This window comes from Pseudomonas sp. PB103 (assembly GCF_009764635.1).
Lineage (GTDB): Bacteria > Pseudomonadota > Gammaproteobacteria > Pseudomonadales > Pseudomonadaceae > Aquipseudomonas.
On sequence record NZ_RWIL01000020.1, the window covers coordinates 1 to 16,636 of the forward strand.

Here is a 16,636-nt window from a genome sequence, read left to right on the forward strand (position 1 = left end):
TCTCGCCAGCACGACCTTCGTCGAGCAGCTTGCGGAACATTTCAACACCGGTGCAAGTAGTAACGGTGGTGTCACGCAGACCAACGATTTCCAGCGGATCTTGAACGCGAACGATACCGCGCTCGATACGACCAGTTACAACAGTACCGCGACCGGAGATCGAGAATACGTCTTCGATCGGCATCAGGAACGGCTTGTCAGTCACACGAACTGGTTCTGGGATGTAGCTGTCCAGAGTCTCAACCAGTTTCTTGACGGCAGTGGTGCCCATCTCGTTGTCGTCTTTGCCTTCCAGAGCCATACGAGCCGAACCGATGATGATTGGAGTGTCATCGCCCGGGAAGTCGTAGGTGGACAGCAGGTCGCGAACTTCCATCTCAACCAGTTCCAGCAGCTCAGCGTCGTCTACCAGGTCAGCCTTGTTCAGGAAAACCACGATGTACGGAACGCCTACCTGACGGGACAGCAGGATGTGCTCACGGGTTTGTGGCATCGGACCATCAGCGGCCGAGCAAACCAGAATAGCGCCGTCCATTTGAGCAGCACCGGTGATCATGTTCTTCACATAGTCAGCGTGACCTGGGCAGTCAACGTGAGCGTAGTGACGGATCTTCGAGTTGTACTCAACGTGTGCGGTGTTGATGGTGATACCGCGAGCTTTCTCTTCCGGTGCGCTGTCGATCTTGTCGAAGTCAACGATTGCCGAACCGAAAACTTCGGAGCAAACGCGAGTCAGAGCAGCAGTCAGAGTGGTTTTACCGTGGTCAACGTGACCGATGGTGCCAACGTTGACGTGCGGTAGGGAACGATCAAATTTTTCTTTAGCCACGACAATTAACTCCTAGCCTAAAGGGGCTGAATCAGCCTTGTTTTTTGGTTACGGATTCGACGATGTGCGACGGAGCCGTATCGTATTTTTTGAATTCCATAGAGTAGCTTGCGCGACCCTGGGACATGGAACGAACGTCGGTCGCATAACCGAACATCTCACCCAGTGGAACCTCGGCACGGATAACCTTGCCGGACACTGTGTCTTCCATACCCTGGATCATGCCGCGACGACGGTTAAGGTCGCCCATCACATCACCCATATAGTCTTCAGGCGTAACAACCTCTACAGCCATGATCGGCTCAAGCAACTCACCACCGCCCTTCTGGGCCAGTTGCTTGGTCGCCATGGAGGCAGCCACTTTAAACGCCATCTCGTTGGAGTCGACGTCGTGGTAAGAACCATCGAACACGGTAGCCTTCAGGCCGATCAGCGGATAGCCGGCAACAACGCCGTTCTTCATCTGCTCTTCGATACCCTTCTGGATAGCCGGGATGTATTCCTTAGGAACCACACCACCTACAACTTCGTTCACGAATTGCAGACCTTCCTGACCTTCGTCAGCAGGAGCAAAACGGATCCAGCAGTGACCGAACTGGCCACGACCGCCGGACTGACGAACGAACTTGCCTTCGATTTCACAGTTCTTCGTGATGCGCTCACGATACGAAACCTGAGGCTTGCCGATGTTGGCTTCGACGTTGAACTCACGGCGCATCCGGTCAACCAGGATGTCCAGGTGCAGCTCGCCCATGCCGGAGATGATCGTCTGACCAGTCTCTTCATCAGTTTTTACGCGGAAAGACGGGTCTTCCTGAGCAAGTTTGCCCAGAGCGATACCCATTTTTTCCTGGTCATCCTTGGTCTTAGGCTCTACGGCAACCGAAATAACCGGCTCCGGGAAGTCCATACGAACCAGGATGATTGGCTTGTCAGCGTTGCAGAGGGTTTCACCAGTGGTGACGTCCTTCATGCCGATCAGGGCCGCGATGTCACCAGCGCGTACTTCCTTGATCTCTTCACGGGCGTTTGCGTGCATCTGCACCATACGACCCACGCGCTCTTTCTTGCCTTTAACCGAGTTGATTACGCCGTCGCCGGAGTTCAACACGCCCGAGTAAACGCGGACGAAGGTCAAAGTACCCACGAATGGGTCGGTAGCGATCTTGAACGCCAGAGCCGAGAACGGCTCCGCATCGTCTGCATGACGCTCCAGCTCGACTTCTTCGTTATCCGGGTCAGTACCCTTGATAGCTGGAATGTCGGTTGGCGCAGGCAGGAAGTCGATAACGGCGTCGAGAACCAGGGGAACACCCTTGTTCTTGAAAGACGAACCGCAAACAGCCAGAACGATTTCGCCGGCGATAGTACGCTGACGCAAAGCAGCTTTGATCTCTTCGATCGACAGCTCTTCGCCTTCCAGGTACTTGTTCATCAGCTCTTCGTTGGCTTCGGCAGCAGCCTCAACCATGTTGTTGCGCCACTCGTCAGCCAGCTCTTTCAGCTCGGCAGGAATGTCCTTGCGAACAGGGACCATACCTTTGTCAGAGTCGTTCCAGTACACAGCTTGCATGTTGATCAGATCAATCTGACCCTGGAAGTTGTCTTCCGAACCGATAGCCAACTGGATCGGCACCGGAGTGTGACCCAGACGCTGTTTGATCTGAGCGATCACGCGCAGGAAGTTGGCGCCAGCACGGTCCATCTTGTTTACGTAAACAAGACGTGGAACACCGTATTTGTTGGCTTGACGCCATACGGTTTCCGACTGAGGCTCAACGCCCGAAGTACCGCAGAACACAACGACAGCGCCGTCGAGTACGCGCAGGGAACGTTCAACTTCAATGGTGAAGTCAACGTGGCCCGGGGTATCGATTACGTTGAAACGGTGCTCGTGCGAGTACTGCTTCTCGGAACCTTTCCAGAAGGCGGTGATGGCAGCAGAAGTAATGGTAATACCACGCTCCTGCTCCTGCACCATCCAGTCTGTGGTCGCGGCGCCGTCATGCACCTCGCCCATTTTGTGACTTTTGCCGGTGTAAAAAAGGACGCGCTCGGTGGTGGTGGTTTTACCAGCATCCACGTGAGCGACGATACCGATGTTACGGTAGCGACTAATCGGAGTAGTACGAGCCATAAAGCCCTCGCAAAATTAGTGAAGCTAAAATTAGAAGCGGTAGTGCGAGAAAGCTTTGTTGGCTTCGGCCATACGGTGCACGTCTTCACGCTTCTTAACAGCAGCACCTTTACCTTCAGCAGCATCCAGCAGTTCGCCAGCCAAACGCAGAGCCATAGACTTCTCGCCACGCTTACGTGCGAAGTCTACCAACCAGCGCATTGCCAGAGCGTTACGACGGGAAGGACGAACCTCGACCGGAACCTGGTAAGTAGCACCACCAACGCGGCGCGACTTCACTTCGACCAGCGGAGCGATGGCGTCGAGTGCTTTTTCGAAGAGTTCCAGGGGATCGGTGCCAGCCTTACGGGTCGCAACGGTTTCCAGGGCACCATAAACGATACGCTCGGCAACGGCTTTCTTGCCGCTTTCCATAACGTGGTTCATGAATTTGGCGAGGATCTGGCTTCCGTATTTCGGATCGTCCAGAATCTCACGCTTTGCTGCTACGCGACGTCTTGGCATGATAAGCCCTCAAGCGGTCTTCAGGTTAGCTCGGGACAGATCCAATGGATGCGTGCCCGACCTTACTCTTATCGACTCAATAAAATGAAAATCTGCAAAACGGCCGATTACTTCGGACGCTTGGTACCGTACTTCGAACGACCCTGGTTACGACCTTTAACGCCGGAAGTATCCAAAGAACCGCGAACGGTGTGGTAACGAACACCTGGCAAGTCTTTTACACGACCGCCGCGGATCAGTACCACGCTGTGCTCTTGCAGGTTGTGACCTTCACCACCGATGTACGAAGAAACTTCGAAACCGTTGGTCAGGCGCACACGGCATACTTTACGCAGTGCCGAGTTAGGTTTTTTCGGCGTAGTGGTGTACACACGGGTGCACACGCCACGACGTTGCGGGCAGTTCTGCAGCGCAGGTACGTCGGATTTCTCGACGATACGCTTACGCGGCTGACGTACCAGCTGGTTGATAGTTGCCATCTACTAGCTCCACTGTTGTCTTGCGACGCTATTGTCTTGCAAGAAAAGCAAAATGGCAGGAACGAATTCCCGCCAAATTTAGGGGATCAAGAGTCTAAAGAGGATCTTGTCCCCAGTCAAGGCAAGGCCCCGACCTCCCCGCCCCTCGAACCTCGACAAAATGTCTCGATTCGACGAACGGGGTGATCAGGGCCTTACACTCATTTATCGCAGAACTCAGTTACCGCTCGAGTTCAGCGCTTCGGTCAGTGCTGCTTCCACTTCACTGGCGCTTACGCGCAACGGCTTGTCTGCTTCACGACGACGCTTGCGCTCGCTGTGATATGCCAGGCCGGTACCTGCCGGGATCAGACGACCCACGACAACGTTTTCTTTCAGGCCGCGCAGGTAATCGCGCTTGCCGGTGACTGCCGCTTCGGTCAGTACGCGGGTGGTTTCCTGGAAGGAAGCCGCCGAGATGAACGATTCGGTGGACAACGACGCCTTGGTGATACCGAGCAGAACGCGAGTGTACTTGGAGACGAACTTGTCTTCGCCGCCCAGACGCTCGTTCTCTACCAGTACGTGAGTCAGTTCCATCTGGTCGCCCTTGATGAAACTCGAATCGCCGGATTCAGCGATTTCAACTTTACGCAGCATCTGACGCAGGATGGTCTCGATGTGCTTATCGTTGATCTTCACGCCTTGCAGACGGTAAACGTCCTGGATCTCGTTCACGATGTACTTGGCCAGCGCGCTCACACCCAGCAGACGCAGGATGTCGTGCGGATCGCTTGGACCGTCGGAGATAACTTCGCCGCGGTTTACCTGTTCGCCTTCGAAGACGTTCAGGTGACGCCACTTCGGAATCAGCTCTTCGTACGGATCGGTACCGTCGTTCGGGGTAATAACCAGACGGCGCTTGCCTTTGGTTTCTTTACCGAACGCGATGGTGCCGCTGACTTCAGCCAGAATCGACGCTTCTTTCGGACGACGAGCTTCGAACAAGTCGGCAACACGCGGCAGACCACCGGTGATGTCGCGGGTCTTCGAAGTTTCTTGCGGGATACGCGCGATAACATCACCGATCGCGATCTTCGCACCATCCGCTACACCGACCAGAGCGTTGGCTGGCAGGAAGTACTGAGCGATAACGTCAGTGCCTGGCAGCAACAGATCCTTGCCGTTGTCGTCGACCATCTTCACTGCTGGACGGATTTCTTTGCCCGCAGCTGGACGATCTTTCGCGTCGAGGACTTCAATGTTGGTCATACCGGTCAATTCGTCAGTCTGACGCTTGATCGTGATGCCTTCTTCCATGCCCACGTAGGTCACGGTACCTTTCATTTCGGTAACGATTGGGTGAGTGTGCGGATCCCACTTGGCCACGATTGCGCCAGCGTCGACCTTGTCACCTTCTTTAACCGAAATCACAGCACCGTACGGCAGCTTGTAACGCTCACGCTCACGACCGAAGTCATCAGCGATGGCCAGCTCACCGGAACGGGAAACAGCAACCAGGTGACCATCTACTCGCTCAACATGCTTCAAATTGTGCAGACGAACGGTACCGCCATTCTTCACCTGAACGCTGTCCGCAGCGGAAGTCCGGCTAGCCGCACCACCGATGTGGAACGTACGCATCGTCAGCTGGGTACCCGGCTCACCGATGGACTGAGCAGCGATAACGCCGACCGCTTCACCGATGTTCACCTGGTGACCACGAGCCAAGTCACGGCCGTAGCACTTGGCGCAAATGCCATAGCGGGTTTCGCAGCTGATCGGCGAACGCACGATCACTTCGTCGATGCTGTTCAGCTCGATGAACTCAACCCACTTCTCGTCGACCAGAGTACCGGCCGGAACGATAACGTCCTCGGTGCCTGGCTTGAATACGTCACGGGCAATAACACGACCCAATACGCGCTCACCCAACGGCTCTACAACGTCACCGCCTTCAATGTGCGGAGTCATCAGCAGACCGTGTTCGGTGCCGCAATCGATCTCGGTTACAACCAGATCCTGCGCCACGTCTACCAGACGACGAGTCAGGTAACCGGAGTTCGCAGTTTTCAACGCGGTATCCGCAAGACCTTTACGAGCACCGTGAGTCGAGATGAAGTACTGAAGTACGCTCAAACCTTCACGGAAGTTCGCAGTAATCGGCGTTTCAATGATGGAACCGTCCGGCTTGGCCATCAGACCACGCATACCGGCCAGCTGACGAATCTGTGCTGCGGAACCCCGCGCACCCGAGTCGGCCATCATGTACATCGAGTTGAAAGACTCTTGATCGACTTCAACGCCGTGACGGTCGATAACCTTCTCTTTCGAGAGGTTGGCCATCATTGCCTTGGAAACTTCGTCGTTCGCTTTCGACCAAAGGTCGATCACTTTGTTGTACTTCTCGCCCTGGGTTACCAGGCCGGAGGCGTACTGGCTCTCGATCTCTTTCACTTCGTCGGTGGCAGCACCGATGATGCGGGCTTTCTCGTCCGGGATAACGAAGTCGTTAACACCGATGGAAACGCCGGAGATGGTCGAGTAAGCGAAACCGGTGTACATCAACTGGTCAGCGAAGATAACAGTCTCTTTCAAACCAACCACGCGGTAGCACTGGTTGATCAGCTTGGAGATCGCCTTTTTCTTCATCGGCAGGTTGACGACGTCGTACGACAGACCTTTTGGCACAACCTGGAACAGCAGCGCACGGCCGACAGTGGTGTCGACGATACGGGTACCGCTCACGCTGTTGCCGTCACGGTCGTTGACGGTTTCGTTGATACGAACTTTAACCTTGGCGTGCAGTGCGGCTTCGCCGGCACGGAACACACGGTCAACTTCCTGCAGATCCGCGAATACACGACCTTCGCCTTTGGCGTTGATCGCTTCACGAGTCATGTAGTACAGACCCAATACAACGTCCTGCGACGGAACGATGATTGGCTCACCGTTGGCTGGCGACAGAATGTTGTTGGTCGACATCATCAACGCACGCGCTTCGAGCTGGGCTTCCAGCGTCAGCGGTACGTGCACGGCCATTTGGTCGCCGTCGAAGTCGGCGTTGTACGCGGCGCAGACCAGAGGGTGCAGCTGGATAGCCTTACCTTCGATCAGTACCGGTTCAAACGCCTGGATACCCAGACGGTGAAGGGTCGGTGCACGGTTGAGAAGAACCGGGTGTTCGCGAATCACTTCAGCGAGAACGTCCCAAACCTCTGGCAGTTCGCGCTCGACCATTTTCTTGGCCGCTTTGATGGTGGTCGCGAGACCACGCATTTCCAGCTTGCCGAAAATGAACGGTTTGAACAGCTCGAGAGCCATCTTCTTCGGCAGACCGCACTGATGCAGACGCAGGGTCGGGCCTACGGTAATTACCGAACGACCGGAGTAGTCAACACGCTTACCGAGCAAGTTCTGACGGAAACGACCTTGCTTACCCTTGATCATGTCAGCCAGGGATTTCAGAGGACGCTTGTTCGAACCGGTGATAGCGCGGCCACGACGACCGTTGTCGAGCAGAGCATCGACAGCTTCCTGCAACATACGCTTTTCGTTGCGCACGATGATGTCCGGAGCGGACAGATCCAGCAGGCGCTTCAAACGGTTGTTACGGTTGATCACTCGACGATACAGATCGTTGAGGTCGGAAGTCGCGAAACGACCGCCGTCCAGCGGGACCAGTGGACGCAGATCTGGCGGCAGAACCGGCAGAACGGTCAGCACCATCCACTCTGGCAGGTTGCCGGAACCCTGGAAGGCTTCCATCAACTTCAGACGCTTGGACAGCTTCTTGATCTTGGTTTCGGAGTTGGTTTGCGGAATTTCTTCGCGCAGACGGCCAATCTCGTGTTCCAGGTCGATAGCGTGCAGCAGTTCACGGACAGCTTCAGCACCCATACGGGCGTCGAAGTCGTCACCGAACTCTTCCAGCGCTTCGAAGTACTGCTCGTCGTTCAGCAGCTGACCTTTTTCAAGGGTGGTCATGCCCGGGTCGATAACGACATAGCTCTCGAAGTAGAGAACGCGTTCGATATCACGCAGGGTCATGTCCATCAGCAGGCCGATACGGGACGGCAGCGATTTCAGGAACCAGATGTGGGCAACCGGCGAAGCCAGTTCGATGTGCGCCATGCGCTCACGACGAACCTTGGCCAGTGCAACTTCAACGCCGCACTTCTCGCAGATCACACCACGGTGTTTCAAGCGCTTGTACTTACCGCACAGGCACTCGTAATCCTTTACCGGGCCAAAGATCTTGGCGCAGAACAAGCCGTCACGCTCAGGTTTGAACGTACGGTAGTTGATGGTTTCCGGCTTTTTAACTTCACCGAACGACCATGAGCGGATCATCTCAGGCGAGGCCAATCCGATACGGATGGCGTCGAACTCTTCGACTTGACCCTGGTTTTTCAGCAAATTCAGTAGGTCTTTCAAGGCCTTTCCTCCTGGCGGAGCAGAGAGCGGGCAATCCTGCCCCGCTCTCGATTCGCGTCACGTGTTATTCGGTTTCCAGATCGATATCGATGCCGAGGGAACGAATTTCCTTGATCAACACGTTGAAGGACTCGGGCATGCCCGGCTCCATACGGTGATCGCCATCCACGATGTTTTTGTACATCTTGGTACGACCGTTCACATCGTCCGACTTCACTGTGAGCATTTCTTGCAGAGTGTAAGCAGCACCGTATGCTTCCAGTGCCCAGACCTCCATCTCCCCGAAACGCTGACCACCGAACTGCGCCTTACCACCCAGCGGCTGCTGGGTAACCAGGCTGTACGAACCGGTAGAACGCGCGTGCATCTTGTCGTCTACCAAGTGGTTCAGCTTCAGCATGTACATGTAGCCAACGGTAACTGGACGCTCGAACTTGTTGCCGGTACGGCCGTCAGTCAGCTGCATCTGGCCGCTTTCCGGCAGGTCTGCCAGTTTCAGCATGGCCTTGATTTCGCTTTCCTTGGCGCCGTCGAACACTGGAGTGGCCATTGGAACGCCGCCACGCAGGTTCTTCGCCAGATCCAGGATTTCCTGATCGGAGAAGCTGTCCAGATCTTCGTTACGACCGCCGATCTGGTTGTAGATCTCGTCCAGGAAGGTACGCAGCTCAGCGACTTTACGCTGCTCTTCGATCATCCGGTTGATCTTCTCGCCCAGACCTTTGGCCGCGAGGCCCAGGTGGGTTTCAAGGATCTGACCAACGTTCATACGCGAAGGTACGCCCAGTGGGTTGAGGACGACGTCGACCGGGGTGCCATTGGCATCGTGCGGCATGTCTTCAACCGGCATGATCACGGAGACCACACCTTTGTTACCGTGACGACCGGCCATCTTGTCGCCCGGCTGGATGCGACGACGGATTGCCAGGTAAACCTTGACGATTTTCAGCACGCCTGGAGCCAGGTCATCGCCCTGCTGCAGTTTGCGCTTCTTGTCTTCGAACTTGTCGTCCAGCAGACGGCGACGATCAACGATGTAGGCCTGAGCCTTCTCGAGCTGCTCGTTGAGAGCATCTTCAGCCATGCGCAGTTTGAACCACTGACCATGCTCAAGACCGTCGAGTACTTCGTCGGTGATGTCCTGACCTTTCTTCAGACCTGCGCCGCCTTCAGCCTTGTGGCCTACCAAAGCGGAACGCAGACGCTCGAAAGTTGCGCCTTCAACGATACGGAACTCTTCGTTCAGATCCTTGCGGATCTCGTCGAGCTGAGTCTTCTCGATCGACAGCGCACGAGCATCACGCTCAACGCCGTCACGGGTGAAGACCTGTACGTCGATGACAGTACCTTTGGTACCGGTAGGTACGCGCAGGGAAGTGTCTTTAACGTCGCTGGCTTTTTCACCGAAGATTGCACGCAGCAGTTTTTCTTCCGGAGTCAGTTGGGTCTCGCCTTTCGGAGTGACCTTACCCACCAGGATGTCGCCTGCGCCAACTTCAGCACCTACGTAAACGATACCGGCTTCGTCCAGTTTGTTCAGTGCAGCTTCACCCACGTTCGGGATGTCTGCAGTGATCTCTTCAGGCCCAAGCTTGGTGTCACGGGCCACACAGGTCAGTTCCTGAATGTGGATCGTGGTGAAACGGTCTTCTTGAACAACACGCTCGGACAGGCAGATGGAGTCTTCGAAGTTGAAGCCGTTCCATGCCATGAACGCGATGCGCATGTTCTGACCCAGCGCCAGTTCACCCATATCGGTGGACGGACCGTCGGCCATGATGTCGCTACGCTGAACGCGATCACCTTTACGCACCAGCGGACGCTGGTTGATGCAGGTGTTCTGGTTCGAGCGGGTGTATTTGGTCAGGTTGTAGATGTCGACACCAGCTTCGCCGGTTTCAACTTCGTCATCAGCAACACGAACCACGATACGGCTGGCGTCGACGGAATCGATCACGCCGCCACGACGAGCCACGACGCAAACGCCGGAGTCACGGGCTACGTTACGCTCCATGCCAGTACCTACCAGCGGCTTGTCAGCGCGCAGGGTTGGTACAGCTTGACGCTGCATGTTCGAACCCATCAACGCACGGTTGGCGTCGTCGTGCTCGAGGAACGGAATCAGCGACGCTGCAACCGAAACTACCTGCTTCGGCGAAACGTCCATCAAGGTGACTTCTTCAGGCGCCTTAACGGTGAATTCGTTCAAGTGACGTACGGCTACCAGTTCGTCGATCAGGACTTTCTGGTCGTTCATGGTCGCCGAAGCCTGCGCGATCACGTGATCGGCTTCTTCAATAGCGGACAGGAACACGATCTCGTCGGTGACCACACCCTCTTTCACCACGCGGTACGGGCTTTCCAGGAAGCCGTACTGGTTGGTGCGAGCGTACGCAGCCAGGGAGTTGATCAGACCGATGTTCGGACCTTCCGGCGTTTCAATCGGGCATACACGACCGTAGTGAGTCGGGTGTACGTCACGAACTTCAAAGCCTGCGCGCTCACGAGTCAGACCGCCAGGGCCGAGTGCAGAGACACGACGCTTGTGGGTGATCTCGGACAGCGGGTTGTTCTGGTCCATGAACTGCGAGAGCTGGCTGGAACCGAAGAACTCTTTCACCGCCGCAGCCACTGGCTTGGCGTTGATCAGGTCTTGCGGCATCAGGCCTTCGCTTTCAGCCATCGACAGACGCTCTTTGACCGCACGCTCAACACGTACCAGGCCAACGCGGAACTGGTTCTCGGCCATTTCGCCTACGCAGCGAACACGACGGTTACCCAGGTGGTCGATGTCATCGACGATGCCTTTACCGTTACGGATGTCGACCAGAGTCTTCAGTACCGCGACGATGTCTTCCTTGCACAGCACGCCCGAACCTTCGATCTCGGTACGACCGATACGACGGTTGAACTTCATCCGGCCGACCGCAGACAGGTCATAGCGCTCAGGGCTGAAGAACAGGTTGTTGAACAGGGTTTCGGCAGCGTCTTTGGTTGGCGGCTCGCCTGGACGCATCATGCGATAGATCTCAACCAGCGCTTCCAATTGGTTGCTGGTGGAGTCGATCTTCAGCGTGTCGGAGACGAACGGACCGCAGTCGATATCGTTGGTGTACAGAGTTTCGATGCGAACAACGCCGGACTTGGCAATTTTTGCCAGGACTTCAGTGTTCAGCTCGGTGTTGCACTCTGCCAGAATTTCGCCGGTAGCCGGGTGCACGATGACCTTGGCGGTAGTGCGACCGAGGACGTAGTCCAGAGGTACTTCCAGGGTCTTGAGGCCAGCTTTTTCGATCTGGTTGATGTGGCGCGCGGTAATACGGCGGCCAGCTTCAACAATGACCTTGCCCTTCTCGTCCTGAATGTCCAGAACCGCAATTTCACCACGCAGACGCGAAGCAATCAGTTCCAGGCTGAGGGTTTCGCCGCTCAGGTGGAAAACGTTGGTGGTGTAGAAAGCGTCCAGCACTTCTTCAGTGGTATAGCCGAGCGCACGCAGCAGTACCGATGCCGGCAGCTTGCGACGACGGTCGATACGCACGAACACGCAGTCTTTCGGGTCGAACTCGAAGTCCAGCCACGAACCACGGTAAGGAATGATGCGCGCGGAGTACAGCAGTTTGCCGGAGCTATGCGTCTTGCCGCGGTCGTGGTCGAAGAACACGCCCGGGGAACGGTGCAGCTGGGAAACGATTACACGCTCGGTACCGTTGATTACGAAGGTACCGTTCTCAGTCATCAGTGGGATTTCACCCATGTAGACTTCTTGCTCTTTGATGTCCTTGATCGCTTTGTTCGACGATTCTTTGTCGAAAATGATCAGGCGCACTTTTACCCGCAAAGGTACGGCGAAAGTTACACCGCGCAATACGCATTCTTTGACATCAAATGCCGGTTCGCCCAGGCGATAACCGACGTACTCCAGCGCAGCATTGCCGGAGTAGCTGATGATCGGGAAAACGGATTTGAAGGCCGCATGCAGGCCCACGTCGCGGAACTGATCTTTAGTCGCTCCCGCTTGCAAGAATTCACGATACGAATCCAGCTGGATGGCCAGGAGGTACGGCACATCCATGACGTCCGGCAACTTGCTAAAGTCCTTGCGGATACGTTTTTTCTCAGTATATGAGTAAGCCATCAGCGTTCCCCAGCTTGGTCACCTGCTTGTTTGGCCCCTCCCGACGGGAGCAGCCAGAAAATCGTGCAAACCCCATGGTTTGCGCCACCGCATCGGGTGGTTACAGCGCCTTTATCAGCACCGACCCAGTCGGCTGCCAATAACGGAAAAAGGCCGGTGGCAAGAGCCACCAGCCATCAGCCTATCGCTTGACGCTCGGGCTGGAGGAGCAAAGTCGATGCTTATTTCAGCTCGACTTTAGCGCCTGCTTCTTCCAGCTTCTTCTTGGCGTCTTCAGCAGCTTCTTTCGAAACGCCTTCCAGAACAACCTGAGGAGCGCCGTCTACTTTCTCTTTGGCTTCTTTCAGGCCCAGACCGGTCAGTTCGCGAACTGCTTTAATGGCGTTTACTTTCTTCTCGCCAGCTTCCAGCAGAACAACGTTGAACTCGGTTTGCTCTTCAACAACAGCGGCAGCAGCAGCTGGACCAGCCGAAGCAGCAGCAGCGGTAACGCCGAAGGTTTCTTCCATCGCTTTGATCAGCTCAACGATTTCCACTACGGATTTCTGGCCGATTGCTTCGATGATTTGTTCGTTAGTCAGAGACATGACTCAATTCCTGAATTGGGGGACGGCCTACGCGACCATCGAAATAAACAAAAAACGCGAGAAGTTGACGAGCCTTAGGCTGCAGCAGCTTCTTTCTGGTCGCGAATTGCCGCCAGAGTACGAGCCAATTTGCTGGTAGCGCCTTGAATCACGCTCATCAGCTGAGAAATTGCTTCGTCACGGGTCGGCAGAGTTGCCAGTACGTCGATCTGATTAGCTGCGAGGAACTTGCCCTCGAACGCAGCTGCCTTGATCTCGAACTTGTCCTGACCCTTGGCAAACTCTTTGAAGATACGAGCAGCAGCGCCCGGATGTTCGTTCGAGAATGCAATCAGGGTCGGGCCGGTGAACACGTCGTTGAGGACACTGTATTGAGTGTCAGCAACAGCGCGCTTGAGCAGGGTGTTACGTACAACGCGTACGTAAACGCCAGCTTCACGAGCCTCTTTACGGAGTCCGGTCATTGCGCCTACTGTTACGCCACGTGCATCAACCACGACAGCGGACAGAGCGACTTTGGCAGCCTCGTTGACTTCAGCGACGATGGCCTTCTTGTCTTCGAGATTAATTGCCACGGGTTTAACTCCTGCTTGTTACCGTTTCATTCGATCGAAACCGAATGTCGTTTTGGTGTCTGATTCGGTAAGGAACCGGGAGCACCATCTGCGTAGGCTGGTGGTTTAAGACTTGCGCCGCCTACGGTCTTGGATAGCCCCCGCCAGGCAGGGACCCCAATCTTTCAATTGGTGCGATTACTCGCACCAATTTTTGTCTTACGCGTCCAGCGAGCTCTGGTCGATAACCAGACCTGGGCCCATAGTGGTGCTCAGGGTAACGCGCTTGACGTAGATACCTTTCGAGGAAGCTGGCTTGATACGCTTCAGATCAGCGATCAGGGCTTCAACGTTTTCCTTCAGCTTGACGGCGTCGAAGCCCATCTTGCCAACGGAAGTGTGAATGATACCGTTTTTGTCGGTGCGATAACGAACCTGACCAGCTTTAGCGTTCTTGACCGCGGTAGCTACGTCTGGAGTTACAGTACCAACCTTAGGGTTAGGCATCAGACCACGTGGACCGAGGATCTGACCCAACTGACCTACAACGCGCATTGCATCCGGGGATGCGATCACTACGTCATAGTTCAGGTCGCCGCCTTTCATTTCGGCAGCCAGGTCATCCATACCTACACGGTCAGCGCCGGCAGCCAAAGCGGCCTCAGCAGCTGGACCCTGGGTGAACACAGCAACGCGAACAGTCTTGCCAGTGCCGTGCGGCAGCACAGTAGCGCTACGAACAACCTGGTCGGATTTACGCGGGTCAACACCCAGGTTTACAGCAACGTCGAACGACTCGCTGAACTTGACAGTCGACAGCTCAGCCAGCAGAGCGGCGGCGTCTACAATGTTGTAGGCCTTGCCTGCTTCGATTTTGCCGGCGATAGCCTTTTGACGCTTGGTCAGCTTAGCCATTACACACCCTCCACGTTAAGGCCCATGCTACGAGCAGAACCGGCGATAGTACGCACGGCTGCATCCATATCAGCTGCAGTCAGATCCGCGTTTTTGGTTTTCGCGATTTCTTCCAGCTGAGCACGGGTAACGGTGCCAACCTTAACGGTGTTCGGACGAGCGGAACCGCTGGTCAGACCGGCCGCTTTCTTCAGCAGAACCGAAGCAGGGGTGGATTTTGTTTCGAAAGTGAAGCTACGGTCGCTGTAGACAGTGATGATCACTGGAGTCGGCAGACCAGCTTCCAGACCCTGAGTACGGGCGTTGAAAGCTTTGCAGAATTCCATGATGTTCACGCCGTGCTGACCCAGTGCAGGACCAACAGGTGGGCTTGGGTTAGCCTGAGCGGCCTTCACTTGCAGCTTGATGTAAGCGGTAATCTTCTTGGCCATGAGGCACTCCAATTACGGGTTCGAACGCCTCGAAAGGCTCCCCGGTTACTTGCGCGTTTATCCCAGTGACGACAAAACCCCACAGCCTATGGCTGCGGGGTTGGGATGCTTTTTCAGCTAGACCTTTTCGACCTGACTGAACTCCAACTCTACCGGAGTAGAGCGACCGAAAATGAGCACCGCCACTTGGATCCGGCTCTTTTCGTAGTTAACTTCTTCAACAACGCCATTGAAATCAGCGAATGGACCGTCGTTGACTCGCACCGTCTCGCCTGGCTCGAAGAGAGTCTTCGGCTTCGGCTTGTCGCTACCATCAGCAACACGACGCAGAATTGCTTCCGCCTCTTTATCGGTGATTGGCGCTGGCTTATCAGCAGTACCGCCGATAAAACCCATGACCCGAGGAGTATCCTTGACCAAATGCCAAGTACCCTCATTCATATCCATCTGAACCAGCACGTAGCCTGGAAAGAATTTGCGCTCGCTTTTGCGCTTCTGGCCATTACGCATTTCAACCACTTCTTCAGTGGGAACCAGAATCTCGCCGAAGCCATCTTCCATGCCAGCCAGCTTTACGCGCTCGACCAGCGAGCGCATCACATGCTTCTCGTAACCCGAGTAAGCATGCACAACATACCAACGCTTAGCCACGGGACACCCTTAGCCGACAATCAAGGAAACAAGCCAGCCGAGCAGGGAATCAAGCCCCCACAATAGCAACGCCATAACCAAAACAACAGCCACCACAATAAGGGTGGTCTGCGTGGTTTCTTGGCGAGTTGGCCACACGACTTTACGAATCTCGGTGCGAGCTTCCTTAACCAGTACAAAGAAAGACTTGCCCTTCGCAGTCTGCAGGCCTACAAAGGCAGCTACAGCAGCTAAGGCCAGCAAAGCAAGTACACGGTACAGGATCGGCGAAGCAGAGTAATACTGATTGCCAACAACGCCAACAACCACCAAAGCGACAACTACAAGCCACTTGAGCAGATCGAAGCGAGAGCCTTGAGCTTCAGCTTTAGGAGTCATCTATGAAGATCCTGTGAAAAGAAAGCCAGACACACCAAGTGAATCTGGCAGGTCAGGAGGGAATCGAACCCCCAACCTACGGTTTTGGAGACCGTCGCTCTGCCAATTGAGCTACTGACCTAAAACAAAATCAGGCCGACCATTATGCCGGCCCGAAAAATACATTACAACCACTTACTCGATGATTTTGGCTACGACACCAGCGCCGACGGTACGACCGCCTTCACGGATAGCGAAACGCAGACCATCTTCCATTGCGATGGTTTTGATCAGGGTAACAGTCATCTGAATGTTATCACCTGGCATTACCATTTCAACGCCTTCTGGCAGCTCGCAGTTACCGGTCACGTCAGTAGTACGGAAGTAGAACTGTGGACGGTAGCCTTTGAAGAACGGAGTGTGACGACCGCCTTCTTCCTTGCTCAGAACGTAAACTTCTGCGGTGAACTTGGTGTGCGGCTTAACCGACCCCGGCTTAACCAGAACCTGACCACGCTCAACGTCGTCACGCTTGGTACCACGCAGCAGAACGCCGCAGTTCTCGCCAGCACGACCTTCGTCGAGCAGCTTGCGGAACATTTCAACACCGGTGCAAGTAGTAACGGTGGTGTCACGCA

The 16,636-nt window shown here is 55.2% G+C and carries 13 protein-coding genes and 1 tRNA gene; all 14 read right to left on the minus strand.

Annotation, left to right across the window (positions count from 1 at the left end; all coding sequences use genetic code 11):
- The coding region (locus tag EJA70_RS04055) for an elongation factor Tu (protein WP_158829845.1) at nucleotides 1-829 on the minus strand (829 nt) is incomplete at its 3' end.
- A 31-nt stretch (nucleotides 830-860) separates the two neighbouring features.
- On the minus strand, nucleotides 861-2,966 hold the full coding sequence (fusA, locus tag EJA70_RS04060; RefSeq protein ID WP_008081907.1) for an elongation factor G: 2,106 nt from the start codon (nucleotides 2,964-2,966) through the stop codon (nucleotides 861-863).
- Nucleotides 2,967-2,996: 30 nt separating this feature from the next.
- On the minus strand, nucleotides 2,997-3,470 hold the full coding sequence (gene rpsG, locus EJA70_RS04065; protein WP_007916467.1) for a 30S ribosomal protein S7: 474 nt from the start codon (nucleotides 3,468-3,470) through the stop codon (nucleotides 2,997-2,999).
- 107 nt (nucleotides 3,471-3,577) lie between these two features.
- Nucleotides 3,578-3,949 carry a 30S ribosomal protein S12 gene (gene rpsL, locus EJA70_RS04070; RefSeq protein WP_003186084.1) on the minus strand — a complete coding sequence of 124 codons (372 nt, stop codon included), beginning with the start codon at nucleotides 3,947-3,949 and terminating at the stop codon, nucleotides 3,578-3,580.
- Nucleotides 3,950-4,165: 216 nt separating this feature from the next.
- On the minus strand, nucleotides 4,166-8,365 hold the full coding sequence (gene rpoC, locus EJA70_RS04075; RefSeq protein WP_007916472.1) for a DNA-directed RNA polymerase subunit beta': 4,200 nt from the start codon (nucleotides 8,363-8,365) through the stop codon (nucleotides 4,166-4,168).
- Nucleotides 8,366-8,429: 64 nt separating this feature from the next.
- Nucleotides 8,430-12,503 carry a DNA-directed RNA polymerase subunit beta gene (gene rpoB, locus EJA70_RS04080; protein WP_158829847.1) on the minus strand — a complete coding sequence of 1,358 codons (4,074 nt, stop codon included), beginning with the start codon at nucleotides 12,501-12,503 and terminating at the stop codon, nucleotides 8,430-8,432.
- A gap of 221 nt (nucleotides 12,504-12,724) precedes the next feature.
- The gene (gene rplL / locus EJA70_RS04085; RefSeq protein ID WP_158829849.1) at nucleotides 12,725-13,090 is read right to left on the minus strand and encodes a 50S ribosomal protein L7/L12; all 366 of its coding nucleotides are present in this window, start codon (nucleotides 13,088-13,090) and stop codon (nucleotides 12,725-12,727) included.
- Nucleotides 13,091-13,164: 74 nt separating this feature from the next.
- On the minus strand, nucleotides 13,165-13,665 hold the full coding sequence (gene rplJ / locus EJA70_RS04090; protein WP_008081912.1) for a 50S ribosomal protein L10: 501 nt from the start codon (nucleotides 13,663-13,665) through the stop codon (nucleotides 13,165-13,167).
- Between the two features lie 198 nt (nucleotides 13,666-13,863).
- Nucleotides 13,864-14,559, minus strand: a complete 696-nt coding sequence (rplA, locus tag EJA70_RS04095) for a 50S ribosomal protein L1 (RefSeq protein ID WP_007916481.1) — start codon at nucleotides 14,557-14,559, stop codon at nucleotides 13,864-13,866.
- Nucleotides 14,559-14,990 (minus strand): 50S ribosomal protein L11, encoded by a 432-nt coding sequence (gene rplK / locus EJA70_RS04100; protein WP_003228756.1) that lies wholly within the window; start codon nucleotides 14,988-14,990, stop codon nucleotides 14,559-14,561. Before rplK ends, rplA begins: the two co-directional genes overlap by 1 nt.
- A gap of 117 nt (nucleotides 14,991-15,107) precedes the next feature.
- A complete protein-coding gene (nusG, locus tag EJA70_RS04105) occupies nucleotides 15,108-15,641 on the minus strand; it encodes a transcription termination/antitermination protein NusG (protein WP_007916492.1) in 534 nt (177 codons plus the stop codon).
- Between the two features lie 9 nt (nucleotides 15,642-15,650).
- Nucleotides 15,651-16,019: a preprotein translocase subunit SecE gene (gene secE, locus EJA70_RS04110; protein WP_008081915.1), complete on the minus strand. Its 369-nt coding sequence runs from the start codon at nucleotides 16,017-16,019 to the stop codon at nucleotides 15,651-15,653.
- A gap of 45 nt (nucleotides 16,020-16,064) precedes the next feature.
- Nucleotides 16,065-16,140, minus strand: a tRNA-Trp gene (locus EJA70_RS04115).
- A 53-nt stretch (nucleotides 16,141-16,193) separates the two neighbouring features.
- Nucleotides 16,194-16,636: EF-Tu/IF-2/RF-3 family GTPase (locus EJA70_RS04120; protein WP_158829851.1), on the minus strand; the 443-nt coding region annotated here is incomplete at its 5' end.

Bases quoted from the DNA above. Each gene is read 5' to 3' on its own strand.
- rpsL (WP_003186084.1), bottom strand. From the start codon at position 3,949: ATGGCAACTATCAACCAGCTGGTACGTCAGCCGCGTAAGCGTATCGTC.
- rplA (WP_007916481.1), bottom strand. From the start codon at position 14,559: ATGGCTAAGCTGACCAAGCGTCAAAAGGCTATCGCCGGCAAAATCGAA.
- secE (WP_008081915.1), bottom strand. From the start codon at position 16,019: ATGACTCCTAAAGCTGAAGCTCAAGGCTCTCGCTTCGATCTGCTCAAG.
- fusA (WP_008081907.1), bottom strand. From the start codon at position 2,966: ATGGCTCGTACTACTCCGATTAGTCGCTACCGTAACATCGGTATCGTC.
- rplL (WP_158829849.1), bottom strand. From the start codon at position 13,090: ATGTCTCTGACTAACGAACAAATCATCGAAGCAATCGGCCAGAAATCC.
- rplK (WP_003228756.1), bottom strand. From the start codon at position 14,990: ATGGCCAAGAAGATTACCGCTTACATCAAGCTGCAAGTGAAGGCCGCT.
- rpsG (WP_007916467.1), bottom strand. From the start codon at position 3,470: ATGCCAAGACGTCGCGTAGCAGCAAAGCGTGAGATTCTGGACGATCCG.
- rpoB (WP_158829847.1), bottom strand. From the start codon at position 12,503: ATGGCTTACTCATATACTGAGAAAAAACGTATCCGCAAGGACTTTAGC.